Raw genomic sequence first — 26,021 nt, 5'->3', positions numbered from 1 at the left:
GGACAGAACCTCGGCGGCGCGGTCAGGCTGAGGCGTCCGACGACCGCCGCAGGGAAGGCCACGCAGTGACTGTCCACCGTCGCATCCGCCCGTTCAACACGCGGGACACCTACCCGGAGCAGAACCTCGACAACGACCTCTGCCAGGCCGTCGTCGCCAACGGCACGGTCTACGTCCGCGGCCAGATCGGGCAGGACCTCGACACGAGCGAATCGGTCGGGATCGGCGACGTCGCCGCGCAGGCCGAGCGGGCGATGGCGAACATCAAGATGCTGCTCGAGGAAGCGGGCAGCCGGATGGAGCACCTGGTCAAGCTCACCATCTACCTGGTCGACCCGCGCTACCGCGAGGCGGTCTACCGCACGGTCGGGCGTTGGACCAAGGGCGTGCACCCGATCTCGACCGGCGTGGTCGTGTCCGCGCTCGCCCGGCCGGAATGGCTGTGCGAGATCGACGCTATCGCGGTCATCCCGGAGGAGGAGAAGTGACCTTTTCGATCGTCGCCCGCGAGGTGTCCGGCGGCGCCGTCCGGTTCGGCATCGCGGCCAGTTCGTCCAGCCCGGCGGTCGTCGCTCGCGTCGCGCATCTGCGTCCGGGCCTCGGCGCGGCGGCCTCGCAGAACATCACGGACCCGCGGCTCGGCGGACGGCTGCTGGACCGGCTCGCCGACCACGGGGATCCGGAAAAGGCGCTGGCCGAGGTCACGTCGGCGGCGGAGCACATCGAGTACCGGCAGCTCACCGTGCTCGGCGCCACTGGACCAGGTTTTGCTTACAGCGGCGCGAAAACCCTCGGCACGCACGCGTCGGCGACGGCGGACGGCGTGGTCGCGGCGGGCAACATGCTCGCCGGTGGCCACATTCCGCAGTCCATGGTGGACGCTTTCGCCGACGCGACCGGCGAGCTGGAACAGCGCCTCCTCGCGGCGATGCGGGCCGGGCTCGCGGCGGGCGGCGAGGAAGGCCCGGTGCGGTCCGCCGGGCTGGTCGTGGTGTCGGCGGCGGAGTGGCCGGTCACGGATCTGCGCGTGGACTGGACGGACGAGCCGATCGAGCAGCTCGCCGGACTCCTCGACGTCTGGCTCCCCCAGCGCGACGACTACGTCACCCGCGGCTTGAACCCGGCCGCCGCGCCGTCCTACGGCGTGCCGGGAGACGAGTGATGGCTGCGCCCAAAGCGGCCGCCCGCACCGCGGTCGAGCGGCATGCCGACGAGCTGATCCAGCTCTCCGAACGGTTGCATGCCGACCCGGAAACCGCGTGGGAGGAACATCGCGCGGCCGCCCTGGTGCCGGAACTGCTCGACCGTGCCGGGTTCGCGGTCACGTCGAAGTACCTCGGCCTCGACACCGCGTTCCACGCGAGTTTTGGCTCCGGGCCCAAACGGATCGCGCTGTGTGCCGAGTACGACGCGTTGCCTGGCCTCGGCCACGCGTGCGGGCACAACCTCATCGCGGCCAGCTCCGTCGGCGCCGCGCTCGGGCTCGCCGAAGTCGCCGACGACCTCGGGATCACCGTCGAGGTCTACGGCACCCCGGCCGAGGAGGGCGGCGGCGGGAAGATCGAGCTGCTCGAACGCGGCGCGTTCACCGGCGTGGACCTCGCGATGATGGTGCATCCGGCGCCGGTGGACGTCGCCGAAGCGCGGCCGTTCGCGGTCAGCCACTCGAAGATCTCCTACACCGGCAAGTCCGCGCACGCCGCTGCTTATCCTGAAGCCGGGGTCAACGCGGCCGACGCGTTCACCGTCGCCCAAGTCGCGATCGGCCTGCTGCGGCAACAACTTCCGTCCTCGGTGCGCGTACACGGCATCGTGACGCACGCCGGAGACGCCCCGAACGCGATCCCCGAGCACGCGTCCGGCCGGTGGTATGTGCGGGCCGAGACGCTGGCGGAACTGTCCGAAGTGGAGCCACGGGTCCTGCGGGCTTTCGAAGCCGGGGCGCTCGCCACCGGCTGCGAGCTGAGCGTCGAACCGGAAAGCAAGCCGTACGCCGAATTCCGCGCCGATGAGCAAGCTTTGGCCGCCTACCGCGCCAACGCGCTCGAACTCGGCCGCGAGTTCGCCCCGGACGGCACGGCGGCGCGGATGAACCGGGCGTCCACCGACATGGGCAACGTTTCGCAGGTCGTGCCCGCGATCCATCCCTACATCGGCATCGGGTCGCTGCCCGCGATCAACCATCAGCGCGAATTCGCCGCGCACTGCGTCGGCGGCACCGCGGAACGGGCCCTGCTCGACGGCGCGATGGCGCTCGCGTGGACCGGCGTCGATCGCACCTTCTGAACCTCCTGCCCCGGGAAGGACACCGATGTCCAGCACCCGCTCCCAGCCCGACCTGCTCGGTGAGATCTCGGACAGGCGTGCGCGGAAATCCGAGAAGGGCGGCTGCACGACCAGTTCGTCGTGAACCCCATCCAAGAGCGGATGCAGTTCGGCGCACTCGCCGCGGGCGTGGCCGAGCAGTTCCAGGGCGCGGTCGGCGATGACCTCGTTGGCGTTCATGCTCGTCGAGGTCCCGGCGCCGACCAGCAACCGGGCTTCGGCGAGCCGTTGTTCGTCCTCGCCGAGCGTCGCGGCGAACTCCTGGCCCAGCGTCATCGGGACGGCGTGCTCCAGCTGCGTGCGGCCCAGTTTGAGGACGTCGGCGAGGCTGCTGACCGACGACCAGGTCGATGCGCTGCGAACCCCGCAGGCCCGCACCGGCGCCCCGTCCCGCACGTGAACGCTGTGTTTCGCCGCGGTCAGCCCCTGATGTCAGCACAGCTGAGCGGCTCTGCATAAGCCGAACAGATGCATTGCTTTGCTTATTACTTCTTGTTAGATGCCGTGGGCCGCTCTTAGCGTCCTCCCGAAGAACCGGTCCAAGGAGGCCACTGATGACCGCACCCGACGCCTCTCCGGCGCCCGATCTCGTCGAGCAGACCGCCGATCCCGCCACGTTGCGCCGCAGCGTCGCCGCCGGCGCCGTCGGCGTCTTCGTGCACTGGTTCGACTGGGCCGCCTACGCCTATCTCGCCGGCACCATCGCGTCCGTGTTCTTCCCGGCGGGCAACTCGACCGCCGGGCTGCTGGCGGTCTTCGGCGTCTTCGCGGTGTCGTTCGGGATCCGGCCGGTCGGCGCGCTGATCTTCGGGCCGCTGGGCGACAAGATCGGCCGCAAGCGCACGCTGTCGGTGGTCATCTTCGTGATGTCCGGGGCCACGCTCGTGATCGGGCTGCTGCCCGGCTACTCCGCGATCGGCATCGCGGCCCCGATCCTGCTGGTGCTGCTGCGCCTGCTGCAGGGCCTCGCCGCGGGCGGCGAATTCGGCAGCGCGGCCAGCTTCCTCGCCGAGTACGCCCCGCGGCGGCGGCGCGGGTTCGGCGTCAGCTGGCTGGAAGTCGGCTCGCTGCTGGGCTTCCTCGCCGGTTCGTTCGTGTTCCTGCTGCTGTCGATCGGACTGACGGACGCGCAGCTGGCGTCGTGGGGCTGGCGCGTCCCGTTCCTGATCGCCGCCCCGCTGGGCGTCATCGGGTTCGTCATCCGCAGCAAGATCGAGGACACCCCGGAGTACCGCGCGCTCGAAGCGACCGACAACGTGCCGCGCAGCCCGGTCCGGGAACTGTTCCGGCACAACAAGAAACAGCTGCTCCAGGCGGCCGGGCTGATGACCATGATGCACGTGCCGTTCTACGCCGTGCTGACCTATCTGGTCACCTACGAGACCGACTACCTCGGCCACTCGTCCGGCAGCGCGGCGGCACTGTCCACTGTGATCTCGCTCGTCGGACTGGTCCTCGTGCCGTTCTTCGGCCGCCTTTCCGACCGGGTCGGCCGCCGGCCGGTCCTGATCGGCGCGGGCATCGCGCTGTTCGTTCTCGCCGTCCCGGCATACCTGCTGATGCGCACCGGCCTCGCCGGCACCTGGATCGGCGGGCTCGCCCTCGGCGCGATCCTGGCCGCGATCCTCGGCACCTACGCGGTGTGGTCCGCGGAGATCTTCCCGACCCGCACCCGGCAAAGCGGACTGTCCATCGCGTACAACATCACCGCCGCGCTGTTCGCCGGCACCGTGCCGTACCTGATGACCGTGCTGATCTCCGCCACCGGCAGCACGCTCGTGCCCGGCCCGTACCTGATGGCCGCGGCGGCCGTCGGCCTCGTCGCGGCGTTCTCGATGCGCGAGACCGCCGGAACCCCGTTGCTGCACAAGGAAGACCTGCAGAACCCCGAAGCCTGACTCCCGATTCGCCAACGGCGGTGAAGCGGGTCAGACCTTCCGGCCCACCACGCCCGCCACGCACTTCGCGGCATCGCTCAACGGCTTCAGCCGCGGACCGTCCTGCCACCACTCGTCGGCCACCGACAGGCCGGGCCCGTCCGTCCGGCTCGGCGGGAGCAGCTCAAGACCGGGCAGCATCGCCTCGATCTCCGCGCGCGTCCGGAACCGCCCGGCTCCCAGCGGTCCGGACACGAGGATTTCCTCGATCCGCTTCGCGACCGCGGTCAGCTCCGGCACCTCGGGGTCGTAGAAATGCGCGAGGGCGACGTACGAACCGGGCGCGAGCGCGTCGATGTACTCGCGCATCACCTCGGCCGCGCCGTCGCCCTCGTAGTGGTGCATCGTGCCGATGTGCAGGAGCGCGACGGGCTCCGAGAAATCGAGGTGCTCGCGCACGGTTTCGTGCTCCAGCACTGCCTGCGGTTCGAAGATGTCGGCCTCGACCATGTGCGTGAACTCGTTGTCCTCCAGCAGCGCGCGGCCGTGCGCGAGCACCACCGGGTCGTTGTCGACGTACACCACGTGCGCGTCGCGGTGGTAGCGCTGCACGATCTGATGGGTGTTCTCCGCGGTCGGCAGTCCGGAACCGCAGTCGAGGAACTGCCGGATGTCGGTCTGGCTGGCCAGCATCCGCAGCACGCGGTTGTGGAAACCGCGGTTGCCGCGCGCGATGTGCACCGCCTCCGGGACCGCCGCGCTGATCTTCCGCATCACCGCGCGGTCCACCTCGTAGTGGTGGCTCCCGCCGAGGAACCCGTCGTAGATCCGCGCGATGCTCGGGCGGTTCGGGTCCACCCCCACCGGCACCTGGCTGGGCGACAACGGGGACGACGAGCCGGTCATGGACACCTCGCGGGGCGGTCGGTCGGCAGTGACCTGCTGAGAGTAGTACCGCCGATCAGCCATGCCAGCGGCGCGGCCGCTCGCCGTCGCCGCCCCACTGCTCCAGGTACGAGCTGACCGCCGAGCGGAACGCGTCCTCCAGCGAATCGTGAGACTGGTTCTGGCTGTCCTGCTGCGGGTTCTGCGTCGGCTGAATGCGAGGCGGCGCGGTGGTCGCGGGACGGCTGCTGGCCCGGAGCACGGTGTCGCGCACCTGGTCGCTGGCCGGGGCCGGGGACGCGCTGAGCGTGCCCACCGCGGGCGGCGCGGACGACGTGGTGCGGACCGGGGCCGGCGGCGGCTGCACGGGCTGCGGATCTGTCCCGCCGGAAGCCGACGGCCACAGCGCCCACGAGCCCAGCCCCGCGCACGCCAGCACGGCCGCACCGGCGAAGACGCCGTAGCGCGCGGACCGGCGCTGGGGCGGCGGCGCGGTCTCCGCGGGCGGTGCGGTCTCGGCGGCGGGCACCGGGCCGCGTTTGGCGAGCTGTTCGATTGGGGAGCCGGTCGAGACGTCGAGGACCCCGCCGAACGCCGACGCCGCGTCGTCCGTGCCGCCGGTCCGGGAAAGCCCGGGCGGCGGGGGTTCGCTGCCGTCGATCCGGGGCATCGGCGCCGTCTCGGACAGCCGCACGAGCTGCGCGACCGACTCGAGGTCGCTGCCGGACTCCGGGTTCCCCATCCAGACCTCCACCCCGCCGGGCCGCGCGTCCGCGGCACCTCCGGCGCGCCAGATCCTAGGGACCCCCGGTCCGCGCTGTAAACCCGCCTTGAGCGTGATCCAGTACGCTCGACGGGTTTTCCGTCCCGGGGAGGAGGCCCGCGATGCGGCCGTATTCGGTCGAACCCGACGCGACCGGCATGCTCGACGTCGGCGAAGGACAGCAGATCTACTGGGACGCCAGCGGCGCCGGGCAGCCGGTGCTGTGCGTGCACGGCGGCCCCGGCGGAGGCGGCGAGAGCTTCGGCCGCGGCGGCTTCGACCCGGAGAAATTCCGCGTCGTGGTCTTCGACCAGCGCGGCTGCGGGCGGAGCACCCCGAGCGTCGCGGACCCGGCGGTGAGCCTGGAACACCAGACCACCGACCGGCTGATCGCCGACATGGAGAAGCTGCGCGTCCACCTCGGCGTGGAAAAATGGCTGCTCTACGGCGGTTCCTGGGGCACGACGCTCGCGCTCGCCTACGCGCAGCGGCATCCGGACCGCGTCAGCGGCCTCGTGCTGGTCGCCGTGTTCACGTCGTCGCCGGACGAGATCGACTGGCTGTACCGCGGCGTCCGGCGGCTGCTGCCCGCGCAATGGGAAGCGTTCCGCGCGGGCGCCCCGGACCCGGACGGCGACCTCCTCGCCGGGTACTCGCAGCTGCTCGAGAGCCCGGACCGGGAGGTCCAGCTCCGCGCCGCGCGGGATTGGTGCGCCTGGGAGGACGCGGTGATCTCGCACGAATGGGTCGGCGGCCGGACCGGCCAGTTCAGCGCGGGCACCGACGAGGAACTGATCACGCTCGCCCGCCTCTGCGCGCACTACTACGGCCACCACGCCTGGCTCGAGGACGACCAGCTGCTGCGCGACATCCACCTGCTGCACGGCATCCCGGCGGTGCTGATCCACGGGCGCGCGGATCTCAGCGCGCCGCTGCGGAAGGCGTGGCAGCTGGCCCAGGCTTGGCCGGACGCGGAACTGGTCGTGATCGACGACGCCGGGCACACCGGGAGCCCGTCGATGGGGACGGCGGTGCTGGAGGCGATCGCCCGGTTCGAGGACCGCTAACGCCGCCCCGCGCCGCCCGCGCTTGGTCCGCGCCAGTTCAGCAGCGGCAGCTCTCCCAGGCCTGGCCGGACGCGGAACTGGTCGTGATCGACGATGCCCGGGGTCAGCACCACCTGCGAAGCCGCCGAAGGCCTTTCGGTTCCGCGATACGGGTCGTCACCGGAGAAGGTGCGGCGGCCGACGTCGCGAGCAGATTTCCCACGCCAGTCCGTCTCCCGGAAGAACGCGGACTCATCGCCTCAGCCCGACAGCGCGCGCCAAGCCTCCCGGCGTTCCCGCTGCCGCTCCGGATCCGCCACCGGCGCCGCCGCGACCAGACGGCGCGTGTAGTCCTCCTTCGGCGCGCCCAGCACCGCCGCCACCGGGCCCTCTTCGACCACCCGGCCGTGGTGCAGCACGACGACGCGGTCCGCGACCCGTTCCACCACCGCGAGGTCGTGGCTGATGAACAGGCACGCGAAGGCCAGTTCCCGCTGCAGGTCGGCCAGCAGGTCCAGCACCGACGCCTGCACCGACACGTCCAGCGCGCTCGTCGGCTCGTCCGCGATCAGCAGTCTCGGCCACAGCGCCAGCGCCCGCGCGATCCCGACCCGCTGCCGCTGCCCGCCGGACAGTTCGTGCGGGTACCGGCCGCTCCAGCCCGGGTCGAGGCGCACGGCGGCGAGCAGTTCCGCGACCCGCTCCCGGTGTTCGCCGCGTTCGCCGTGCACCACCAGCGGTTCGGCGATGCTCGCGCCGATCGTCGCGCGCGGGTTGAGCGCGGAAGCCGGGTTCTGGAACACGATCCCGATCCGCCGCCGGATCTCGCGCCGCTGCCGGGCCGACGCCCGCGCGAGGTCCACGCCGTCGATCAGCACGGTGCCCGCCGACGGGGCGACCAGACCGGTCAGCACCGACGAGATCGTGCTTTTGCCGGAACCGGATTCGCCGACGAGACCGAGCACCTCGTCGCTCCCGATGGTCAGCGACACCCCGTCGACCGCGCGCACCGGCGGAGCGCCGCGGCCGACCCGGTAGGTCACCGCCAGATCCGTCACCGACACCAGCGGCGCCGACGTCGGCCGCACCGCGCCGGACGGCTCGGAACCCAGCGACAGCACCGAATCCAGCAGTTCCCTCGTGTAGCCGGCCTGCGGCGAGGCGAACAGCCCGGTCGCCGTGTTCTGCTCGACCACCTCGCCGTCGCGCAGCACGACCACCCGGTCCGCGACGTCCGCGACCACGCCCATGTCGTGCGTCACCAGGAGAATCGCCGTGCCGAGCCGGTCCCGCAGCGACCGCAGCAGCTGCAGGATCCCGGCTTGCACGGTGACGTCGAGCGCGGTCGTCGGCTCGTCCGCGATCAGCAGCTTCGGGTCGTGGAGCAGCGCGATCGCGATCACCACCCGCTGCAGCTGCCCGCCGGACAGCTCGTGCGGGTAGGCCCGCAGCACGCGCCGCGCGTCCAGTTCCACCAGCTCCAGCAGTTCCCGGGCCCGCTCCCGCGCCGCCGCCCGCGACACCTTCCGGTGCGCCCGGACCGCGTCCACGAGCTGCGTGCCGATCCGGAACACCGGGTTCAGCGCGCTCATCGGCTCCTGGAACACCATCCCGATCTCGCCGCCGCGCACCGCGCGCAGCGCCGGACCGTCCACTGTGTACAGATCGCGGCCGTCGAGCACCGCGGAACCGGTCACGGTCGCGGTGTCCGGCAGCAGGCCGAGCAGCGACAGCGCGGTGACCGACTTGCCGGAACCGGATTCCCCGACGAGGGCGACGACCTCGCCGAGGCGCACGTCGAACGTCACGTCCCGGACGGCGGAGGCGCCGCCGAACCGGATCGAGACGTCGCGCAGGGAAAGCAGCTGCTCGGACACGGGATTACTTCGCCAGGCCCATCTGGAGGTAGTTCGGGTACGCCGGGAACGCGCCGATCGCGAAATTGCCGACCTTCGCGCCGTGCAGGAAGGAGTTGCGCGTGTAGATCAGCGGGACCACCGGCGAATCCTGCATGATCCGCTTGTCCGCCTTGGCCCACAGCTTCCCGGCCGCGGTCGGGTCGACCGTCCCCTGCGCCTCGGCGATCAGCGCGTCCACCTCGGGCACCGAGTAGCGCGACTCGTTGTACCCGCCGTTGCCGATCTCCGACGTGCCGAACAGCGGCTCGATGTTGGCGTTGGCGCTCGGGAAGTCCGGCTGCCACGAACCCAGGGTCAGGTCGTAGTTGCCGTCGTCGCCGGTGACCAGCGTGGTCCAGGCTTCGTCGTCGAGCGGGCGCAGCTTCGTGCGGATGCCCGCGCGCTGCAGCGCGGCCTGGATCGCCTGCGCCTTGTCCGCTTCGTTGTTCGCCGTCGACACCGGGAAGTCCAGGTTGTCGAGGCCGTTCGGGAAACCCGCCTCGGCGAGCAGCTGCTTCGCCTTCGCGACGTCGCCGGACGGCGGGGCCGGGTAGAGGTCGTATACCTCGCGTCCGGCGATGCCCTCGGTGATCAGCGTCGTGGCGATCGGGCCGGCCAGGTCCGCGCTGCCCGCGGCGGCGACCTGGTAGGCGGTCTTGTCCACGGCGTACTGGAACGCCTGGCGCACCTTGGGATTCGCCAGCGGGCCGCGCTTGGTGTTCAGCGCCAGGTAGGCCAGCGCGCCGGACTTCGACGTGACGAGCTGGTTCTTCGCCGCCGGGTTCGTGCGGATCTGCGCCAGCTGCGCCGGGTTCACGAACGACGAGCCGAACGCGAACGCGTCGTTGCCCTGGCTGGCCAGCAACCGCTTCGCGACCACGCCGGTGTCCTGGCCCATCTGGATCACGACCGCGTCCGGCAGGCCGGTGCGCGCGAGGTCGGTCTTGGCGTCCCAGTTGGGGTTCCGGACGAATTTGACCTGCACGCCCTTCTGGTACGACTCGACCTGGTACGGACCGGACGCGACCGGCTTCGTGTCGTAGGTCGCGTCAGTGCCCTTGCCCTTCGGCACCGGGGCGAACGCCGGCATGCTCGCGATCCACGGCCAGTCGCCGTACGGACGGGCCAGGTGGAACACGATCGTCTGCGGGTTCGGCGTCTCGATCGACGCCAGCTCGCCGCCCTTGAACGGGCCCTTGTAGTCCGGGCCGCCGGCGAGCAGGTTCTTGTGGTAGCTCAAGCCGCCGGAGAACGCCGAATCGAACGACCGCTCGATGCCGTACTTGATCTCGGCGCTGGTGATCGGCGTTCCGTCGGCCATCTTCAGGCCGTCCTTGAGCGTGTAGGTCCAGGTCTTGCCGTCCGCGCTCGCCCGGCCGGTGTCGGTGGCGAGGTCCGGGACCACGGTGGCCGGGCCGTCCGCGGAGGTCTTCCACGCGGTGAGCCGCCGGTGGATCAGGCTGATCGTGGTGATCGCCAGGTTCTGGCTCTTCGCCGGGTCGAGGTGCTGCGACGTGGTGTCGCTGAGGATGTACAGCGTCCCGCCGGACGACACCGCGACCGCTCCCCCGCCGCCGGACTGCTCGTTCGCGTTGCACGCGGCGAGGAACGCCCCGGCTCCGGTGACCGTCGCGGTGACGCCGAGCGCCTTCAGGAAGTCCCTGCGATCCATGGTTTTTTCCGTTCCCTTTCTCACGAACCGAGCCGAGCGCGGGGGTCGAGGACCCCGTAGAGCACGTCCACCGCGAAGTTCGCGAGGACGACGAAGAAGGCGGCGAACAGGCTGACGCCCATCAGCACCGGCAGGTCCACCTGGTGCACCGCGTCGACGAGCAGCCCGCCGAGCCCGGGCAGCGCGAAGACCCGCTCGGTGATCACCGCGCCGCCGAGCAGCGCGCCGAGGTCGACCGCGAACACCGTCACCACCGGCAGCAACACGTTGCGCAGTGCGTATTTCCCGATGACGGTCCGCTCCGGCAGGCCGACTGCCCGCGCGGTGCGGATGAAGTCCTCGCCCATGATCTCGAGCATCTGCCCGCGCGAGAGCCGCGCGTAGACCGCGGCGTTGATGAACGCCAGCACCAGCCACGGCAGCACGAGGTGCCACGCCCAGTCGACCGGGCTTTGCGCGAACGTCACATAGCCGCTCACCGGCACCACGTCGAGCGTGAAGCCGAACAGCAGAATTCCCAGCAGGCCCACCAGATACGCGGGCGCGGACACCCCGGCGAGCGTGATCGTCATCGCGGCCCGGTCGGCGAACTTCCCGCGGCGCAGCGCGGAGAACACGCCGGTGGCGACACCGGCGAGCAGCCAGATCACCGACGCGCCGACGGCCAGCGAAACGGTGATCGGCAGCCGGTCGCCGATCAGGGTCAGCACCGGTTCGCTCTGCTGGAACGAATAGCCGAAGCAGGGCGCGGAGCAGACGATCGCCGTCACGCCGGCGCCGAACGTGCGGCCGGCGAAGATGCCGCCGAGGAAGTCGAAGTACTGCTGGATCCACGGCTTGTCGAAGCCCATGAACTCCCGGGCCAGCGCCAGGTTCTCCGGCGTGCACGGCTTGCCGCAGGACATGTACGCCGGGTCGGTGGGCAGCAGGTAGAACACCGCGAAGGTGCCGAAGCTGACCACGAGCAGCACTCCGAGCATGCCCAGCAGGCGGATGCCCACGAAACGCAGGGTGCGGTTCACCGGCGCACCGCCGTTTTCGGGTCGAGCGCGTCGCGCAGCCCGTCGCCGAGCATGTTGAACGCCAGCGTCGCGACGAACAGCGCGGCGCCGGGGAAAATGAGGAACATCGGATCGGTCTGCACCCAGTTGATCGCGTCGCTGATGGAACGGCCCCAGCTCGGCGTGGGCGGCGGGATGCCGACGCCGAGGAACGACAGCGCGGCTTCCAGGCCGATGTTGGCCGGGATGCTCACCGTCGCCAGCACGATGACCGGCGCCCACAGGTTCGGCAGCAGCTCGCGGCGGAACACGTGCCCGCCGCCCGCGCCGAGCGCCCGGGCCGCCTTGACGAAGTCGCGGTTGCGCAGGCTCAGCGTCTGCGCGCGGACCACGCGGGCCACCCTCGGCCAGCCGAACAGGCCGATCACCGCGATCAGCAGCAGCGGCCGCGGGATCGACTGCGGGGCGACCGCGCCGAGCGCGATCATGAAGATCAGCTGCGGGAAGCCGAGGAGCACGTCGGTCACCCGGCTCACCGCGGTGTCCCACCAGCCGCCGACGTACCCGGCGCTCGCCCCGAGCAGCACGCCCAGCAGCATCGACACCGCGGTCGCGGCGAGCCCGATCAGGAACGACGTGCGCGCGCCGTACGCGACGACCGCGAAGAGGTCCCGCCCGGTCAGCGGTTCGACGCCGAACCAGTGGCTGCCGCTGATCCCGCCGAGGAATCCCGCGCCGGTGCCGTCGGCCGGATTCAGCAGTTCGGTGTGGTAGGTGTACGGATCCTGGCCCTCGACCAGGGCGAGCAGCGGAGCCGCGAGAGCGGTGACGATCACCAGCACGATGACGACCGCGCTGGCTCGCGCCCAGCGGTCGTGCCGCAGCGCGCGCCACAGGTTCCGGGAGGCCGGAGCGGCCGCCGGGACACTGGCGCCGCCCGGCGACAGGATGTCGGACAACGGTTCCCTATGCAGATCAGCGTTACTTGACGTCGTGACAGTAAAGAACCCGAAGGAAATTCACCACGATGGCGGCGCCCGTCCCGGATCGTGAGACATCGCCGACGTCGTCCCTCCCTCCGGAAGCCGTGCCGTTTGCCCAGGTCGCGGGCCGTCCGACAGCCCGGCTCAGTGTGCCGTGCGGACAGCTGTCCGGCCAGTGTTGTCCTCACCCGTTCGGACGGAGTCCCGGGACGGTCGGCTGACTCGGTTTGTGCCGCCGTCCGCCCGGCACTGGACTGGGCGCACGTGATCAGTCTCCTGTGGACGGAAGGACCCGCCGATGTCTCGTTGCTCGCGCCGCAAGTGGGCCGGAGTGCTGCTTTCCGCGGCTGCGACCGCCTTGCTGGTCAGCCCGGCCGCGTCGGCCAGCGCGGCGGTGAACGGCGGCGACGCGATGTACACGGTTTCTCCCGGGCCGGGCCGCGAGCCGTACTACTGCTCCGCCGGGTTCGCGATTCTCGTCAAGGGCGTCCGGTATCTCCTCACCGCCGGGCACTGCACCGAGCACGGCCTCGACTGGAAGGACATCGGGCGCAATGTGGACAGCCACTTCCCGGTGACCGACTACGGGCGGGTCGCGGACCCTTCCGGTTCCGGGCACAGCCGGGTCGACCTGTACGACGGCAGCGCGCAGCGGATTCTCCGCGCCGGGACCCCGCAGGTGGGGCAGCTGGTGTGCAAGAGCGGGATGACGACGAAGAAGACCTGCGGGAAGGTCCTCGGGCTCAGCCAGACGGTGAACTTCGGGGACGGCAAGCAGGTGGTGGGGACGATCGCCACGGACATCCCGGTCGGGGCCGGGGACAGCGGCGGCCCGCTGTTCTACGCCGGGGTCGGCTACGGGGTGCTGTCCGGCGGGAACGACCAAGTCAGTTTCTTCCAGCCGCTGCCGCCGGTGCTCGCGGCTTACGGGGCGACGCTCGCCTGAGCGAGTTCGATCCAGAACCGGTCCTCGCCGCGCTTGCGGCCGTCCGGCACGCCGCCGTTGGACAGGATCGCCCGGCGCGAGCGCTCGTTCTCCGCGTCGCAGGTCAGCAGCACGCGGCCGAGCCCGAGCCGGCGGCACTCCGCGAGCCCGGCCGCCAGCATCCGGGTCGCGTGGCCCTGCCCGCGCCACGGGGACACCACGTGGTACCCGACGTGGCCGCCGGACTCGGCGAGTTCGGCCGTGAGCCGGTGCCGGACGACCAGGCTGCCCAGGTAGTACTCGCCGGAGACGTACCAGAAGAGCGTGGAAGGCACTCCCCAGCGCGGCTGCACCTCGCGCCGCGCGGCGACGAACCCGGCGAAGTCGCCGCTCGCCTCGTCCAGCCAATCGGTCGGGCGGCCTTCGAGCAGGCAGTCCGCCTGTTCTCCGACGAGGTACGACGTGCGCACCTCAGTCGTGGGCAGGACGAGACGGGGCGGCTCGGCGAGACGGATCATCGGCCCAGTCTTCCCGCCGAGCGTCCGGCGCACAGCTCATTTTCGCGCCAGCCCGGCGTGTTCCTCCCGCAGCGCGCGCTTGACGATCTTCCCGCTCGGGTTCTTCGGCAGCGCGTCCACGAACACCACGTACTTCGGGCACTTGTACCCCGCCAGGTGTTCCCGGGCGTGCACGAGAACCTCCTCCTCGGTGAGCGTGACGCCCTCACGCGGGACGACCGCCGCGGTGACCGCTTCGATCCAGCGCGGGTGCGCTACTCCGAAGACCGCGACCTCGGCGATTCCGTCCAGCAGGTACAGCGCTTCCTCGACCTCGCGGCTCGCCACGTTCTCGCCGCCGGTCTTGATCATGTCCTTTTTCCGGTCCACCACCGAGAGATAGCCCTCTTCGTCGAGCACGCCGAGGTCGCCCGAGTGGAACCAGCCGCCTTCGAAGGCCGCGGCGGTTTTCTCCTCGTCCTCGTAGTAGCCGAGCGTCGCGTGCGGGCTGCGGTGCACGATCTCGCCGACCTCGCCGGGCGGGAGTTCGCGGCCCGCGTCGTCCACGATCCGGGTCTCGACGTTGATCGACGCCCGTCCCGCCGAACCCGCCTTCGCGAGCTGTTCGTGCGGGCGCAGGATCGTCGCGAGCGGGGCCATTTCGGTCTGGCCGTAGAAGTTCCACAGCTGCACGTCCGGCAAGCGGCGCGAGAGTTCGCGCAGCACTTCGACCGGCATCGCCGACGCGCCGTAGTAGCCCTTCCGCAGGCTGGACAGGTCGGTGGTGTCGAACGCCGGGTGGCGCAGCAGCGAGATCCACACCGTCGGCGGCGCGAACAGCTTCGTCGCGCGCTCGCGTTCCACCGCGGCCAGCAGCGCCGCCGGGTCCGGGCCGGGCAGGATCACGCTCGTCGCGCCGAGATAGACGTCCACGGACAGGAAACAGTCCAGCTGCGCGCAGTGGTAGAGCGGCAGCGAATGCACCTCGATGTCGTCGCCGGTCATGCCGCCGTCGATCGCGCACGAGACGTATTGCGCGATCAGCGAGCGGCTCGACAGCAGGACGCCCTTCGGCCGCGATTCGGTTCCGGAGGTGTACATCAGCCGCAGCGGGTCGTCGTCCGCGACGGCCACCGCGGGCGCGGTTTCGTCGCCGGGCTGGTCGATCCAGTCCGCGACGCTCTCCCATTCCCCGCCGCTGCCGCCGATCCGCGCGCGCAGCACGCCGGCGCGGCCGGAGCGTTTCAGCGCCTCCGCCGCGGTGTCCAGCAGCGCGTCCTCGGCGATCAGCCCGGACACTCCGGCGTGGCCGAGGATGAACGCGACCTCCTCCGCGCCCAGCATGAAGTTCACCGGAACCAGCACCACGCCCAGCTTGGCGGCGGCGAACACGAGCACCGCGTACTCCCAGCAGTTGCGGCTGAGCAGCGCGAGCCGGTCGCCCTTGGCGAGGCCGCGCTCGGCGAGCCGGTGCGCGCAGCGGTTGACCGCCGCGTCGAACTCGCGGTAGGTCGCTCGCCGCTCTCCGGAGACGATCGCCAGCTTGTCCGGGACGCGCACCGCGGTGCGCCGCAGGAGATCGCCGACGGAATGCTGGCGGGCGTGCTGGATCGCTTCCGCCGTTTCGGCGCTGAACGGGCTCGGCATAGCGGGAGTCTCATCCACCGGCGCGGCGCGCGCAAGCACTGCCGGGGAGCGGCTGTCTCAAGTGGACCCGCCGGAACCGGTGCCCCGCCCGGGAAATCCGCTCAGCCGTCCTTCGCCCACACCCGCACCGCGACCGCGACGGCGATCCCGGCGACGCCCAGCACGATGCCCGCGACGAGCAGCCCGGACGCGATCAATCCCAGCGCGGCCACCGCGAACAGCCCGACCTCCAGGAAGAACCGGGTCGGCTCCGGGCTGCGCCGTTTCGCCTTCGGCGCGATCACGAGCCACCAGATCGCCCCCGCCAGCGCCGGCCACAGCACCGCGGACAGGACGTCGAGGAACACGCTCCCGCCGAGCCGCGCGCCGGCGACCGCGAGCCCGGCCAGCAGCGCCAGTTCGGTCAGGAAGCGGATGACGAGCACCGCGCCGGGGAAACCGCGCAATTCGGGTCGAGTGGTGGTCACGCCGGGAAGCCTAACGGCCGGGCCCGCGTTCCGTGCGCGGAGTCGCGGACCCGGCCGGAGTCAGCGGCGGGCGACCATCCGGGACAGCGTCATCAGGATCGCCCCGAACACCAGCAGCGCCGCGCCGAACACCGCGAGCCGCGGGGTGCTCACGCCGGTTTTCGCCAGCGCCTGCTGCTTGGGCTGGCTGGCTTCCGGCGCGGAGGTCTGCGCCGGCTGGCTGGTCGTGACCTTCTGCGGGGCCGCCTTCTGCGCCGCCGGGGCCTTCGGCGTCACCTTCGCCACCTCGTGCACGCGGGCGGTGAGCGAATCGGCGTGCTTGGCGTCCGACAGCGAGCCCGGCGGGTTCGCCTGCTTGCCGCCGGCCCAGACGAGACCGCTGATGTCCTTCTTCGCCGCGGGCGACGAGGTGGACGTGGCCGGCTTCGTCGCCGACGACGTCGGGCTGCTGGACGTAGTCGGCGAAGTCGTGGCCGAACTCGTCGGCGTCTTGGCCGGAGTCTTCGTCGCCGAGGAGGCCGGCGGCGCGCTCGTGGTCGGTTTGGCCGACGTGGGCGGCTTCGTCGACGTGGTCGGCTTCGTCGACGTGGTCGGCTTCGGGGGAACCGGGGCCTCGCTCTTCGGGGCTTCTCCCCCGGCGAGCTTGATCAGCTGCTCCATCGAGCCGTTGAACGAGTCCTGGTCGCCGGGCTTGTTGCCGGAGTCCGAGTACTGCCAGATCGTGTAGTAGCGCCAGCCCGACGGCAGCGGGCCCGGGCTCTGCGCGTACCGGGCGATGAACAGCGGATGCGTGTCGCCGAACGCCGCCGAGTTGCCGGTGCAGGTCTTCCACCAGTCGGTGGTCGTGTAGAGCATCGGCCAGCGCGAGGTTTTCGCGTGCACCCGCTCGGAGAACGACCGCACCCACGACACCATCGCCGACTGCGAAAGGCCGAAACAGGTCGAGCCATAAGGGTTGTACTCGATGTCCAGCATCGGCGGCATCGTGCGGCCGTCCCCGGACCAGCCGCCGCCGTGCGCGACGAAATAGTCCGCCTGCGTCGCGCCGTCGGACACGTCCGGGCGCGCGAAGTGGTACGCGCCGCGGATCATCCCGACGTCGTACGAACCGTTGTACTGCTGCGCGAAATACGGGTTTCGGTACCCGGTGCCCTCAGTCGCCTTGACGTACGCGAAGCGCGCGCCGGCGTTCCAGGCCGCTTTCCAGTCCACATTGCCCTGATGCCCGGACACGTCCATGCCCGGCACTTGAGCAGGCGCAGCCACCGCCTGGGGCGCGTGCAGCAGCCCCAGCGCTCCGACCGCAGCAACCGCTGCCGCCGCGACGACCGCACCCGCCCGAGCCGCTATCCGCCCGGAGCCCGTCATCCTCTACTCCCTCTTCTTTTCCCGCCCTGGGAGCGCTCCGGCCGTCCGAGTCTCTTCCCCAAGATCGGCACCGGATCACCTGGGCGAGCCCCAGTGTGTGTGACACGCGGGACGCCTGTAAACCACTGGGAGTGATGCGACGCGTGGTACACAAGAGGTTTTCCGAGGTCACCGGGGGTGCGGCCGCCGCGGGGCGGGACGAAACTCACCCACCCCGGGTCACTGTCGGCGTCGGGCCCGGCACTCGTCGCAGCGGGTAATCAGCTCGCCGGGACTGGCGCACCGAGCCGGACCCGAGCGGTCGCGAGTGCGCGGTTCCGTCTTCGCGCTAGGGCCGAAGGTCGTTCGCCGGGCACCGCCGCGGACGCGCCCGCGGCGCGCGACACGCCCGGCCCGGCGAGGCGTTCACAAACAACCTCCCCGCGCCGGAAACCCTTGCCCGCACTGCGGAAATCGGCCGCCACCAGCACTTTTCGCCGCAATGCCGGTAATTGCCCGGACACGCAGCGTCAACCCGGAAGCCGTCTTCGCAACATCTTGGCAACCGGCTTGACACCGGCTGTGGTCCGGACCACCCTGCAGGACATTGGTCTACACCATTTGTCATTCAGCCCCGGTCGCCGACGACCGGGCACCGAAAGGACGAGACACGTGAAGCGCTGGCTCAAGCTGGCGGCGGGAGCCGCCGCCATCACGCTCGCCACGGCCGGGTGCGCCGGCTCCGGCGGGAGTGAGAACGCCTCGAGCGCTGGGGGCGCGCAGGACGGCAAGCTGACGGTCTGGCTGATGACCGGCTCCGCGCCGGACAGCCTGACCTCCGCCCTGAACAAAGAATTCGAGGCCGCCCACCCCGGCGTCAAGGTCGACTACCAGATCCAGCAGTGGAACGGCATCCAGCAGAAGCTGACCACCGCGCTGGCGAGCGACACGCCGCCGGACGTCATCGAGGTCGGCAACACCCAGACCCCGGCGTTCGCCGCGCAGGGCGTGCTGGCCGACCTCTCCGCCGACGTCGACAAGCTCAACGGCGGGCAGTGGCTCGCCGGGCTCAAGGCGTCCGGCCAGTACGACGGCAAAACCGTCGGCGTGCCGTTCTACGCCGCGAACCGGGTCGTGCTGTACCGCAAGGACATGTTCGAGCAGGCGGGCATCGCCAAGCCGCCCGCCTCGAACGACGAATGGCTCGACGACATCGCGAAGCTGAAGGCGAAGTTCGGCAGCGATTCGCAGTTCCAGCCGCTGTACATGCCGGGCCAGAACTGGTACGCGCTGTCGTCGTTCATCTGGGACAACGGCGGCGACATCGCCAAGGGCGAGGGCAAGTCCTTCAAGTCCTCGCTGAACACGCCGGAAGCCAAGGCGGGCCTCGAGTTCTACAAGAAGCTCGTGGACGTCTCCGGCACCACCGCGCCCAAGGACAACGACGAGGCCACGCCGCAGCAGGCGGGCATCTACGGCGCGGGCAAGGTCGCCATGTTCATCGGCACCCCGAACGAGGTCGCGACCGCGGCCAAGACCGACCCGGGCATCACCGCCAAGACCGGCGCGTTCCCGATCCCGTCCAAGACCGCGGGCCAGACCGCCCCGGTGTTCCTCGGCGGCTCGAACCTGGTCGTCCCGCTCAACAGCAAGCACCAGGACCTCGCCAAGGACTACCTGAAGCTGCTGACCAGCACCAAGTACATGACGCAGCTCTCCGCCGGCGGCTACGTGCCGGGCACCTCGACCGACCTCAGCGCGCTCGACAAGGACCCGCTGGGCTCGGTGATGGCGAAGGCGTCGAAGAACGGCCGCGCGATGCCGGCCAGCCCGAAGTGGGGCGAGGTCGAATCCGGCCAGAACCCGCTGAAGGACATGCTGACCGCCTACCTGACCGGGAAGAAGACCCTGGACCAGGCCGCGGCCGACGCGAACACGGCCCTCGACAAGATCATCGGCGGATGACCGCGACGAAGGACAAGCCGATGCCGGCGGGGGCGACCCCGCCGGCATCGGCGCACGTCGGGGCGGCGCGGAAGCGGGGCGGCGGCTGGTTCAGCGAACGGCTCGTGCCGTATCTGCTGCTCCTGCCCGCGCTCGCCGCCGTGCTGGTGCTGCTCGGCTGGCCCACCGTCCAGATGCTCGGCATCAGCCTCCGCCAGCTCGACCTGCGCGAGCTGGTGACCGGCAAGATGGTGTGGATCGGCTTCAAGAACTACACCGACGTGCTGTCCGACCCCGAGTTCTGGGCAGTCGCGCTCCGCACGGTCCTCTTCACCGCCGCGCTCGTCGCCGCGACTCTCCTCGTGGCGCTGCTGATCGCGGTGCTGATGCGGCACCTGCACCCGGTGCTGCGGATCTGCGTGCAGATCTCGCTGGTGCTCGCGTGGGCGGTGCCGGTCATCGCCACCACCACGGTGTTCCAGTGGATCTTCGACCAGCAGTACGGCATCCTCAACAAGACGCTGGACCGGCTGGGATTCCATTCGTTCATCGGCTATTCGTGGTTCTCCACCGGCACGAGCACGCTCGTGGTCATCGGGCTGCTGGTGCTGTGGCAGGCGGTGCCGTTCGTCGCGTTCACGCTCTACGCGGGTCTCATCGGCGTGCCGCGCGAGCAATACGAGGCGGCGGGCATCGACGGGGCCGGGCCGTGGCAGACGTTCCGCGCGGTCAGCTGGCCCGCGATCCGGCCGATCCTGACGATGGTGACGTTCCTGTCGATGCTGTGGGACTTCAACATGTTCGCCCAGGTGTGGGCCGTCCGCCAGGGCGGCCCGGACGGCGCGAGCACGACGCTGGCGATCCTGCAGTACCTCAAGGGCATCGCGGGCAGCCACTTCGGCTCGGCCGCGGCCATCGCCACCATCATGCTGGTGCTGCTCCTGCTGGTCACCGGCCGGTACGTGCAGTTGCTGGTCCGGACCAAGGACGGGGAGATCGCATGAGGAAGTCCCTGCCCGCCCGGGTGCTGGTGTCGCTCGCCGGCCTCCTCGTGGCGCTGCTGTTCCTCTTCCCGACGTACTGGATGTTCACGACGTCGCTGAAGACGCCGGGCGACGTGCTGTCGCCGAAGTACGACCTGATCCCGACCTCGGCGACGCTGTCGAACTTCGCGTCGGCGCTGACCAAGCCCGGCTTCGTCACGTACCTGAGCAACAGCCTGATCGTGACGCTCGGCGCGGTGCTGGCCGCGCTGGTGGTGGGCGTGCTCGCGGCGATCCCGCTCGCGCGCTTCCGCTTCCGCGGCCGCAAGGGGTTCCTGCTGCTGATCCTGGTCGCGCAGCTGGCCCCGCTGTCGGCGCTGTTCATCCCGATGTACCTGCTGATGCGCGACATCGGGCTGCTGAACACGCTGCCGTCGCTGCTGCTGGTGTACTTCGCGACGTCGCTGCCGTTCACCGTGTGGATGCTCTACGGGTTCGTCAACGGCATCCCGTACGACCTCGAAGAGGCCGCGATGATCGACGGCTGCAGCCGGGTCGGCGCGTTCCGCCGGGTCACGCTGCCGCTGCTCGGGCCGGGACTGGTGACCACGTCGGTGTTCAGCTTCATCACCGCGTGGAACGAGTTCCTGTTCGCCCTGGTGTTCATGCGGGACCAGTCGAAGCAGACGCTGCCGGTGTGGCTGTCGTCGTTCAAGACGGCGTTCTCGATCGACTGGGGCGGCGTCATGGCCGCGTCGGTGATCTACGCGATCCCCGCGGTGATCTTCTTCCTGATCGTGCAACGGAAACTCGTGTCCGGCATGACCGCCGGCGCGGTGAAGGGATGACGGTGGCTGACCTGTCCGACGACCCCCGCCGGCTCGCCGAAGCCGTTCTGCTGCCCGGATTCGCCGGGACCGCCGCGCCGGACTGGGTGCGCCGCCGCCTCGCCGAGGGGCTGGGCGGCGTGATCCTGTTCGGCCGCAACGTGGTCGACGACGAGCAGGTCGCCGCGCTCACGTCCGCGCTGCGGGCCGAGCGGGACGGCGTCGTCGTCGGGATCGACGAGGAGGGCGGCGACGTCACCCGCCTCGACGTCGGCAAGGGCTCGTTCGTGCCCGGTCCGCTCGCCTTGGGAGCGGCCGGGGATCCGGAGCTGACCGCGTCCGTCGCGGCCGCCCTCGGCGAGCGGCTGGCCGCGTGCGGGGTCACGGTCAACCTCGCGCCGTGCGCGGATCTCACGCTCGCCGCGGAGGATCCGGGCATCGGCGTGCGGGCGTTCGGCTCGGACCCCGTCGCGGCTTCGCCGCACGTCACGGCGTTCGTCACCGGCATGCAGAAGTACGGCGTCGCCGCGTGTGCGAAGCACTTCCCCGGGCACGGCGCGGCGACCGAGGATTCCCACCTCTCTCTGCCGGTGCTGCCGCGGACCGCGGCCGAACTCCGCGAGGTCGAGCTGGTCCCGTTCGCCGCGGCGATCGAGGCGGGCGTCCGGACGGTCATGTCCGGGCACCTCGTGGTGCGGGAATGGGGCGAGGAACCGGCGACGTTCAACCGGACCGCGCTCGTCGACGTGCTGCGCGGCGAACTGGGGTTCACCGGCGCGGTCATCACCGACGCGCTGGAAATGGGGGCGGTCTCCGGGGCCTACGGACGGCACGACGGTCTCGGCGAGGCTTCGGTCCGGGCCTTGCTGGGCGGCGCGGACGCGCTGTGCCTCGGCGGGGCGGCGTTCGACGCGGAGACGCTGGACCGGACCGCCGCGGCGATCGTCGCGGCGGTGACCGAGGGACGGCTTCCCTTGGCGCGGCTGGCCGATGCCGCCGCTCGGACCGCGTCGCTGGGCACCTCGCCCGCTCCGGCGAGCGTGCGGCCAGTGGACTACTCGCTCGGCCTCTCCGCCGCGCGGGCCGCCCTGCGGATCACCGGCACGCCTCAGCTCAAGGGGCCGACGCTGGTGGTGGATGTGCAGACGGAGCCGGGAATCGCGGCCGGGCCGATGCCCTGGGGGCTCGGGGCGCATCTGGCGGAACTGGTCCCGGGCACCCGGGCGCTGGCGGTCTCCCCGGACCAGGTCTCGACGGTCCTGGCGGAGGCCTCGTCCGCGGAGAGCGTCGTGGTGGTCACCCGGGAAGCGCACCGGCATCCGGCGGTGCGGGAGTTCCTGGCCGGGCTGTCCACTGTGGACTACATCCGGGTCGAGACCGGCGTCCCCGGACCGGAAACCGGTGCCGGGCCGAGGATCGACACGTTCAGCGGCTCCTACGTGAGCCTGCGGGCCGCGGCCGAGTACCTGGCCCGTTCCTGACCTCTGTGAGGGGAACCCGGAAGGAAGCTGCTTGGGTTCCCCTCACGGACCGGCGAACCGGCTCACGAGCGAGGACCTGCCGCGCGGCGAAGGCGGTTCGCGATCGCCAGGCCCAAACCCTTCTCCTCCGGAAGGGACGCGACGATCAGGTCGCAGCCCTTCCGGTCCAGCTCGCGCAGGAAGCCGTACAGGCCGCGGGCGTACTCGGCCAGCGAGGCGGGAACCTCCACCACGGCATGGGCTTCCGGCGCGCTCTGCTGAGAAGGCGGCAGGAAGACCCCCACCTGATGCCCGAGTTCCCGCGCGCGTTCCGCTTCCGCGGCAATCTGTCCGGGCTCGACCAGAACGACCCGGGCGCGCGGCGCGTAATGCGAAGGATGCTGGCCGGGGACCCGGATCGGGCTCGTGGCCGGCACCTCGAGGGAACTGCCGAGCACGGCCTCGAGATCTTCCCGGGGCACCCCGCCCGGCCGCAGGATGCTGAGCGTGTCGCCCGTCGCGTCGACGATGGTGGACTCGACGCCGACCTGGCAGAGGCCGCCGTCCAGCACGAAATCGACGGCCTCGCCCAGTTCCGCGCGGACGTGCTCCGCCGTGGTCGGGCTGACCGAGCCGAACCGGTTGGCCGACGGGGCCGCCGCGCCGCCGCCGAACGCCGACAGCAGGGCCAGCGCCACCGGATGGTCCGGAACGCGCACCCCGACCGTCTCCAGCCCGCCGGTCGCCGCCGACGACACCCGCGGGCCGCGGCGCAGCACGAGCGTGAGCGGGCCCGGCCAGAACCGCTCGGCCAGCAGCCGCGCCGGCTCGGGCAGCTTCTCGACCCAGCCGTCCAGGAATTCGGCTCCGGCGACGTGCACGATCAGCGGATGCGTGGGCGGACGGCCCTTCGCCTGGAACACGCGGGAAACCGCGGCCGGGTCCGAGGCGTCGGCCCCCAGGCCGTAGACGGTCTCGGTCGGGAAAGCCACCAAGCCCCCGCCGCGCAGCACCTCGGCCGCCTTCTCGATGTCGCCAGCTGCCGCGGTCACGCTCGCACTCTCCTGCCCGACGGGTCGTTCCTCTCGCCCCGTCAGCCTAAGACTCGCGCGCCGGCGCCCTTCACCCGGCGGCGAACCGCGCTTCGACGGTCGACCCGGACGGGTCCGAATGCATCCGCACCAGGTCCGCGAGATGGTTCACCAGCAGCAGCCCCCGGCCGCGGACCTGGTCCGGGGAGGCCGGGACGCGCCCGGCCATCGGATCGGCCAGCCAGGTCTCGTCGCGGACCTGGCACACCAGCTCGCCGTCGGCGAACCCGAGCCGCACCAGCGCGGTGCCGCTGCCGTGCTCCACGCTGTTGACCGCCAGCTCCGACACCGCCATCACCGCGTCCTCGACGCGTTCCTCGGCCAGGCCGTGCCGCCGCGCGATCTCGGCGGTCCGCAGGCGGAGTTCGACGAGGTCGGGCTCGGCGACGGCGAAGGACTGGGCGCCGGGCGGGGGCGGCAGCTCGCGGTTGTAGTCGGCGACCACCGCGTCCGGCGCGTAGTCCCCGCTCGCGCGCCACTCCCCCGTGCCGTCGATCAGCCAGGGATGCGTGCGGTGCGCGTCGGCGAGTTCCGTCGCTCCGAGCGCTTCGGCGTCGTACGGGCACAGGATGGTGACCCACCGGCCCTCGAACGCGTGGTTGATCAGCGCCTCGTGCTGCGCGCACGCCGGGTATTCCGCCGCCGAGCGGCCGGCCCAGATCGGCTCCCCGACGATCCGCACGTGCCGGTCCGGGTGCCCGTCGGCGAACGCGCGCAGCACGCCCGGAATGATCCGCCCCGGATTGCGGCCGGCCTCGGTCATGTCGACCAGCAGCACCCGGGAAGCGTCGGCGCCGAGCGCCGCCCGGACCAGGCTCACGTGCTCCGGCGGCGCGGCGACCGCGACCGGCTCGCCCGCGGCCAGCCCCTCCTGGAGGAACTGGCCCACGCCGGAGGAGAACTCGTCCTCGCTTCGATAGAACAGCGCCGGATGCAGGAACGCCTGATCCGCGCCCATCACCGACGCCCCGCCGGAAACCACGGCTTCTCCGCGGGCATCACGATCACTACCTCGCCTCTGCCGCCCGTCGGGACGGCTCGGTTCGCCTTGCCAGCCAAGGCTACCCAGGTTCCGGAGAACCACGCATCGCCAGCGCCCGGGCCGGGCGCCTGCGGTGTCGGGTCGACAACGTACCGCAGTTTGTCAACAGCTCCCGGCCGATCCGCGACGCGCCCCAGGAGGCCGAGACCAGGGACCGGAGGAGTCTCCGGCGCGAGGCGCGAGGTCGGCGGGCGAATACCGGGACGTGCCCGGCACCGAGGCGCTCCGGCGCGCCGTCGTCATCCGGAAGCACGCGGGCCGGACGGATCCTCCGGGGAGAGGTCCAGCTCGGCCCAGACGGTCTTCCCGCCCGGCCGGGGCGTCTGGCCCCAGCTCTCGGCGATGGCGTCGATCAGGGCCAGCCCGCGTCCCCCGCCGGCGTACCCTTCGCGGCCGCGGGCGAAGTCCGGGAGGGAATCGGAAACCTCGATCAGGATCCGGTCTCCGCGCAGCGACAGGGTCAGCTCGCACGGCGGGCGGGCGTGCCGCATCGCGTTGCAGGCGATCTCGTCCAGCACCAAGCGCACGTCGGCCAGCGTGTCCGGGTCCGTGCTCGGGCGGTGCCGGCGCACGAACGCCTCGGCCTCGCCCCGGATCACCCGCAACGTCGTGAAATCCTGCTCCAGAGCCAACTGCAGCCGGGCGGCGCCCGCGTCCTCCGGCGGTTCCGCTCCCGCGGGCAAGCGACTGTGCTGAAACTCCTCCACACTCACGCTTGACCTCCTCCTCGGCCTGCATTGTGCCCGCCCGGAACCGCGCGGTTCGACGCGGACACTCCGCGCGTGCTCGCGGCGCTCGGACACCCCCGCGTCCCGCGGCGACTCCGGTCGCCGCCCGCCCCAGTCGACGGCCGCGGCATCCCGCCTCTCGCGAGTGCCGGTTCTTCCTCCTGTCGAAGACCGCGAGTACCCGCTGCCCGAAACGGCAAACCAGAATCGCGGATCACCCCGGACAGCGGGCCCGTCCCGGCATTTTCCGGGCCGCACTTCGGCATTCTTCGCTCGCCGCCCGCGGTTTGAACCGCTCCCGGCGCGGGAATCCGGGGTGCGCTGAGCAGCGCTGCTTCCCCGCGCGGGGTTCGAGGAACACCTTGCACGAGAAGAGGTCATCGACGTGAGCGACACCACTGAAAACAAGGCCGAGGAACTCAAGGGCAAGGCCAAGGAGGCGCTCGGCAACGCCACCGGCAACGAGCAGTGGCAGGCCGAAGGGAAAACCGAACAGGCCAAGGGCGCGCTCAAGCAGGCGGGAGAAAAAGTCAAGGACGCCGCCAAGAGCGTTAAAGACTAACCCGTAAGACAGGCCTGCGGCCGGGACTTCGGTTCCGGCCGCAGGCCTGTG

General features: G+C 71.1%; 24 protein-coding genes and 1 pseudogene. 11 read left to right on the top strand and 14 right to left on the bottom strand.

Translation table 11 applies throughout. The features are described 5' to 3' along the window. Window positions 1-65: 65 nt before the first annotated feature. The 3 genes from F9C11_RS27345 to F9C11_RS27335 are packed head-to-tail and all read left to right on the top strand — an operon-like array spanning window position 66 to window position 2,286. Complete coding sequence (locus F9C11_RS27345; RefSeq protein WP_409180225.1) at window positions 66-488, top strand: RidA family protein; 423 nt, start codon at window positions 66-68, stop codon at window positions 486-488. After that, complete coding sequence (locus F9C11_RS27340; RefSeq protein WP_409180224.1) at window positions 485-1,162, top strand: DUF1028 domain-containing protein; 678 nt, start codon at window positions 485-487, stop codon at window positions 1,160-1,162. The genes F9C11_RS27345 and F9C11_RS27340 overlap by 4 nt, the downstream gene beginning before the upstream one ends. Beyond that, window positions 1,162-2,286 carry a M20 family metallopeptidase gene (locus F9C11_RS27335; protein WP_409180223.1) on the top strand — a complete coding sequence of 375 codons (1,125 nt, stop codon included), beginning with the start codon at window positions 1,162-1,164 and terminating at the stop codon, window positions 2,284-2,286. The genes F9C11_RS27340 and F9C11_RS27335 overlap by 1 nt, the downstream gene beginning before the upstream one ends. Before the next feature lie 138 nt (window positions 2,287-2,424). On the opposite strand, the pseudogene F9C11_RS27330 reads toward F9C11_RS27335, so the two are convergent. Next, window positions 2,425-2,649 (bottom strand): annotated as a pseudogene (locus F9C11_RS27330) (lyase family protein); the annotation flags it as partial. A gap of 230 nt (window positions 2,650-2,879) precedes the next feature. Between F9C11_RS27330 and F9C11_RS27325 the strand changes: the two are divergent. Next, window positions 2,880-4,223, top strand: a complete 1,344-nt coding sequence (locus F9C11_RS27325) for an MFS transporter (protein ID WP_409180222.1) — start codon at window positions 2,880-2,882, stop codon at window positions 4,221-4,223. Between the two features lie 30 nt (window positions 4,224-4,253). Here the strand turns inward: F9C11_RS27325 and F9C11_RS27320 are convergent, their stop codons facing one another. After that, window positions 4,254-5,108, bottom strand: coding sequence for an SAM-dependent methyltransferase (locus F9C11_RS27320; RefSeq protein WP_409180221.1), 855 nt, complete (start codon window positions 5,106-5,108; stop codon window positions 4,254-4,256). Window positions 5,109-5,163: 55 nt separating this feature from the next. Beyond that, window positions 5,164-5,829 (bottom strand): hypothetical protein, encoded by a 666-nt coding sequence (locus F9C11_RS27315; RefSeq protein ID WP_409180220.1) that lies wholly within the window; start codon window positions 5,827-5,829, stop codon window positions 5,164-5,166. Window positions 5,830-5,972: 143 nt separating this feature from the next. Between F9C11_RS27315 and pip the strand changes: the two genes are divergently transcribed. Further along, entirely contained in the window at window positions 5,973-6,917 is a 945-nt protein-coding gene (gene pip, locus F9C11_RS27310) for a prolyl aminopeptidase (RefSeq protein ID WP_409180219.1), read from the top strand. 239 nt (window positions 6,918-7,156) lie between these two features. Here pip and F9C11_RS27305 read toward each other — a convergent pair whose 3' ends face one another. Genes F9C11_RS27305 through F9C11_RS27290 form a run of 4 tightly spaced genes read right to left on the bottom strand, consistent with a single transcriptional unit; the run spans window position 7,157 to window position 12,426 of the window. Continuing rightward, window positions 7,157-8,773, bottom strand: coding sequence for a dipeptide ABC transporter ATP-binding protein (locus F9C11_RS27305; RefSeq protein ID WP_409180218.1), 1,617 nt, complete (start codon window positions 8,771-8,773; stop codon window positions 7,157-7,159). A 4-nt stretch (window positions 8,774-8,777) separates the two neighbouring features. After that, on the bottom strand, window positions 8,778-10,466 hold the full coding sequence (locus F9C11_RS27300) for an ABC transporter substrate-binding protein (RefSeq protein WP_409180217.1): 1,689 nt from the start codon (window positions 10,464-10,466) through the stop codon (window positions 8,778-8,780). 20 nt (window positions 10,467-10,486) lie between these two features. Then, window positions 10,487-11,488 (bottom strand): ABC transporter permease, encoded by a 1,002-nt coding sequence (locus F9C11_RS27295; RefSeq protein WP_409180216.1) that lies wholly within the window; start codon window positions 11,486-11,488, stop codon window positions 10,487-10,489. Further along, window positions 11,485-12,426 carry an ABC transporter permease gene (locus F9C11_RS27290; RefSeq protein ID WP_409180215.1) on the bottom strand — a complete coding sequence of 314 codons (942 nt, stop codon included), beginning with the start codon at window positions 12,424-12,426 and terminating at the stop codon, window positions 11,485-11,487. The genes F9C11_RS27295 and F9C11_RS27290 overlap by 4 nt, the downstream gene beginning before the upstream one ends. 322 nt (window positions 12,427-12,748) lie before the next feature. Between F9C11_RS27290 and F9C11_RS27285 the strand changes: the two genes are divergently transcribed. Next, the gene (locus F9C11_RS27285) at window positions 12,749-13,396 is read left to right on the top strand and encodes a S1 family peptidase (protein ID WP_409180214.1); all 648 of its coding nucleotides are present in this window, start codon (window positions 12,749-12,751) and stop codon (window positions 13,394-13,396) included. Here the strand turns inward: F9C11_RS27285 and F9C11_RS27280 are convergent. From F9C11_RS27280 to F9C11_RS27265, 4 genes are all read right to left on the bottom strand, one after another. After that, window positions 13,375-13,893 carry a GNAT family N-acetyltransferase gene (locus F9C11_RS27280; RefSeq protein ID WP_409180213.1) on the bottom strand — a complete coding sequence of 173 codons (519 nt, stop codon included), beginning with the start codon at window positions 13,891-13,893 and terminating at the stop codon, window positions 13,375-13,377. The genes F9C11_RS27285 and F9C11_RS27280 overlap by 22 nt on opposite strands. Window positions 13,894-13,929: 36 nt before the next feature. Continuing rightward, window positions 13,930-15,519: an acyl-CoA synthetase gene (locus tag F9C11_RS27275; protein ID WP_409180212.1), complete on the bottom strand. Its 1,590-nt coding sequence runs from the start codon at window positions 15,517-15,519 to the stop codon at window positions 13,930-13,932. Window positions 15,520-15,620: 101 nt separating this feature from the next. Further along, on the bottom strand, window positions 15,621-15,986 hold the full coding sequence (locus F9C11_RS27270) for a YrdB family protein (protein ID WP_409180211.1): 366 nt from the start codon (window positions 15,984-15,986) through the stop codon (window positions 15,621-15,623). Window positions 15,987-16,046: 60 nt separating this feature from the next. Next, on the bottom strand, window positions 16,047-17,354 hold the full coding sequence (locus F9C11_RS27265) for a lysozyme (protein WP_409180210.1): 1,308 nt from the start codon (window positions 17,352-17,354) through the stop codon (window positions 16,047-16,049). Window positions 17,355-18,005: 651 nt separating this feature from the next. Between F9C11_RS27265 and F9C11_RS27260 the strand changes: the two genes are divergently transcribed. Genes F9C11_RS27260 through F9C11_RS27245 form a run of 4 tightly spaced genes read left to right on the top strand, consistent with a single transcriptional unit; the run spans window position 18,006 to window position 22,568 of the window. Continuing rightward, the gene (locus F9C11_RS27260) at window positions 18,006-19,298 is read left to right on the top strand and encodes a sugar ABC transporter substrate-binding protein (RefSeq protein ID WP_409180209.1); all 1,293 of its coding nucleotides are present in this window, start codon (window positions 18,006-18,008) and stop codon (window positions 19,296-19,298) included. Continuing rightward, complete coding sequence (locus F9C11_RS27255; protein ID WP_409180208.1) at window positions 19,295-20,281, top strand: carbohydrate ABC transporter permease; 987 nt, start codon at window positions 19,295-19,297, stop codon at window positions 20,279-20,281. Before F9C11_RS27260 ends, F9C11_RS27255 begins: the two co-directional genes overlap by 4 nt. Continuing rightward, window positions 20,278-21,108 carry a carbohydrate ABC transporter permease gene (locus F9C11_RS27250; protein ID WP_409180207.1) on the top strand — a complete coding sequence of 277 codons (831 nt, stop codon included), beginning with the start codon at window positions 20,278-20,280 and terminating at the stop codon, window positions 21,106-21,108. Before F9C11_RS27255 ends, F9C11_RS27250 begins: the two co-directional genes overlap by 4 nt. Beyond that, window positions 21,105-22,568: a glycoside hydrolase family 3 protein gene (locus tag F9C11_RS27245; protein ID WP_409180206.1), complete on the top strand. Its 1,464-nt coding sequence runs from the start codon at window positions 21,105-21,107 to the stop codon at window positions 22,566-22,568. Before F9C11_RS27250 ends, F9C11_RS27245 begins: the two co-directional genes overlap by 4 nt. Window positions 22,569-22,630: 62 nt before the next feature. Here the strand turns inward: F9C11_RS27245 and F9C11_RS27240 are convergent, their stop codons facing one another. The 3 genes from F9C11_RS27240 to F9C11_RS27230 form a co-directional block, all read right to left on the bottom strand. Then, entirely contained in the window at window positions 22,631-23,599 is a 969-nt protein-coding gene (locus tag F9C11_RS27240; protein ID WP_409180205.1) for an L-threonylcarbamoyladenylate synthase, read from the bottom strand. A 70-nt stretch (window positions 23,600-23,669) separates the two neighbouring features. After that, window positions 23,670-24,596, bottom strand: a complete 927-nt coding sequence (locus F9C11_RS27235) for an anti-sigma factor RsbA family regulatory protein (protein ID WP_409186982.1) — start codon at window positions 24,594-24,596, stop codon at window positions 23,670-23,672. A gap of 323 nt (window positions 24,597-24,919) precedes the next feature. Then, window positions 24,920-25,393, bottom strand: a complete 474-nt coding sequence (locus F9C11_RS27230) for an ATP-binding protein (RefSeq protein WP_409180204.1) — start codon at window positions 25,391-25,393, stop codon at window positions 24,920-24,922. Window positions 25,394-25,793: 400 nt separating this feature from the next. On the opposite strand from F9C11_RS27230, the gene F9C11_RS27225 reads away from it, so the two are divergent. After that, window positions 25,794-25,970: a CsbD family protein gene (locus tag F9C11_RS27225; RefSeq protein ID WP_409180203.1), complete on the top strand. Its 177-nt coding sequence runs from the start codon at window positions 25,794-25,796 to the stop codon at window positions 25,968-25,970. Window positions 25,971-26,021: the final 51 nt, after the last annotated feature.

Origin of the sequence: Amycolatopsis sp. VS8301801F10, assembly GCF_046195355.1 — a bacterium.
GTDB lineage: Bacteria > Actinomycetota > Actinomycetes > Mycobacteriales > Pseudonocardiaceae > Amycolatopsis.
This window is presented reverse-complemented; position numbering and strand designations above follow the sequence as displayed.

Coding starts and splice junctions, on each gene's coding strand:
- F9C11_RS27335 (WP_409180223.1), top strand. CDS start 1,162: ATGGCTGCGCCCAAAGCGGCCGCCCGCACCGCGGTCGAGCGGCATGCC.
- F9C11_RS27325 (WP_409180222.1), top strand. CDS start 2,880: ATGACCGCACCCGACGCCTCTCCGGCGCCCGATCTCGTCGAGCAGACC.
- F9C11_RS27320 (WP_409180221.1), bottom strand. CDS start 5,108: ATGACCGGCTCGTCGTCCCCGTTGTCGCCCAGCCAGGTGCCGGTGGGG.
- F9C11_RS27315 (WP_409180220.1), bottom strand. CDS start 5,829: ATGGGGAACCCGGAGTCCGGCAGCGACCTCGAGTCGGTCGCGCAGCTC.
- pip (WP_409180219.1), top strand. CDS start 5,973: ATGCGGCCGTATTCGGTCGAACCCGACGCGACCGGCATGCTCGACGTC.
- F9C11_RS27300 (WP_409180217.1), bottom strand. CDS start 10,466: ATGGATCGCAGGGACTTCCTGAAGGCGCTCGGCGTCACCGCGACGGTC.
- F9C11_RS27285 (WP_409180214.1), top strand. CDS start 12,749: ATGTCTCGTTGCTCGCGCCGCAAGTGGGCCGGAGTGCTGCTTTCCGCG.
- F9C11_RS27280 (WP_409180213.1), bottom strand. CDS start 13,893: ATGATCCGTCTCGCCGAGCCGCCCCGTCTCGTCCTGCCCACGACTGAG.
- F9C11_RS27275 (WP_409180212.1), bottom strand. CDS start 15,519: ATGCCGAGCCCGTTCAGCGCCGAAACGGCGGAAGCGATCCAGCACGCC.
- F9C11_RS27265 (WP_409180210.1), bottom strand. CDS start 17,354: ATGACGGGCTCCGGGCGGATAGCGGCTCGGGCGGGTGCGGTCGTCGCG.
- F9C11_RS27255 (WP_409180208.1), top strand. CDS start 19,295: ATGACCGCGACGAAGGACAAGCCGATGCCGGCGGGGGCGACCCCGCCG.
- F9C11_RS27250 (WP_409180207.1), top strand. CDS start 20,278: ATGAGGAAGTCCCTGCCCGCCCGGGTGCTGGTGTCGCTCGCCGGCCTC.
- F9C11_RS27245 (WP_409180206.1), top strand. CDS start 21,105: ATGACGGTGGCTGACCTGTCCGACGACCCCCGCCGGCTCGCCGAAGCC.
- F9C11_RS27235 (WP_409186982.1), bottom strand. CDS start 24,596: ATGGGCGCGGATCAGGCGTTCCTGCATCCGGCGCTGTTCTATCGAAGC.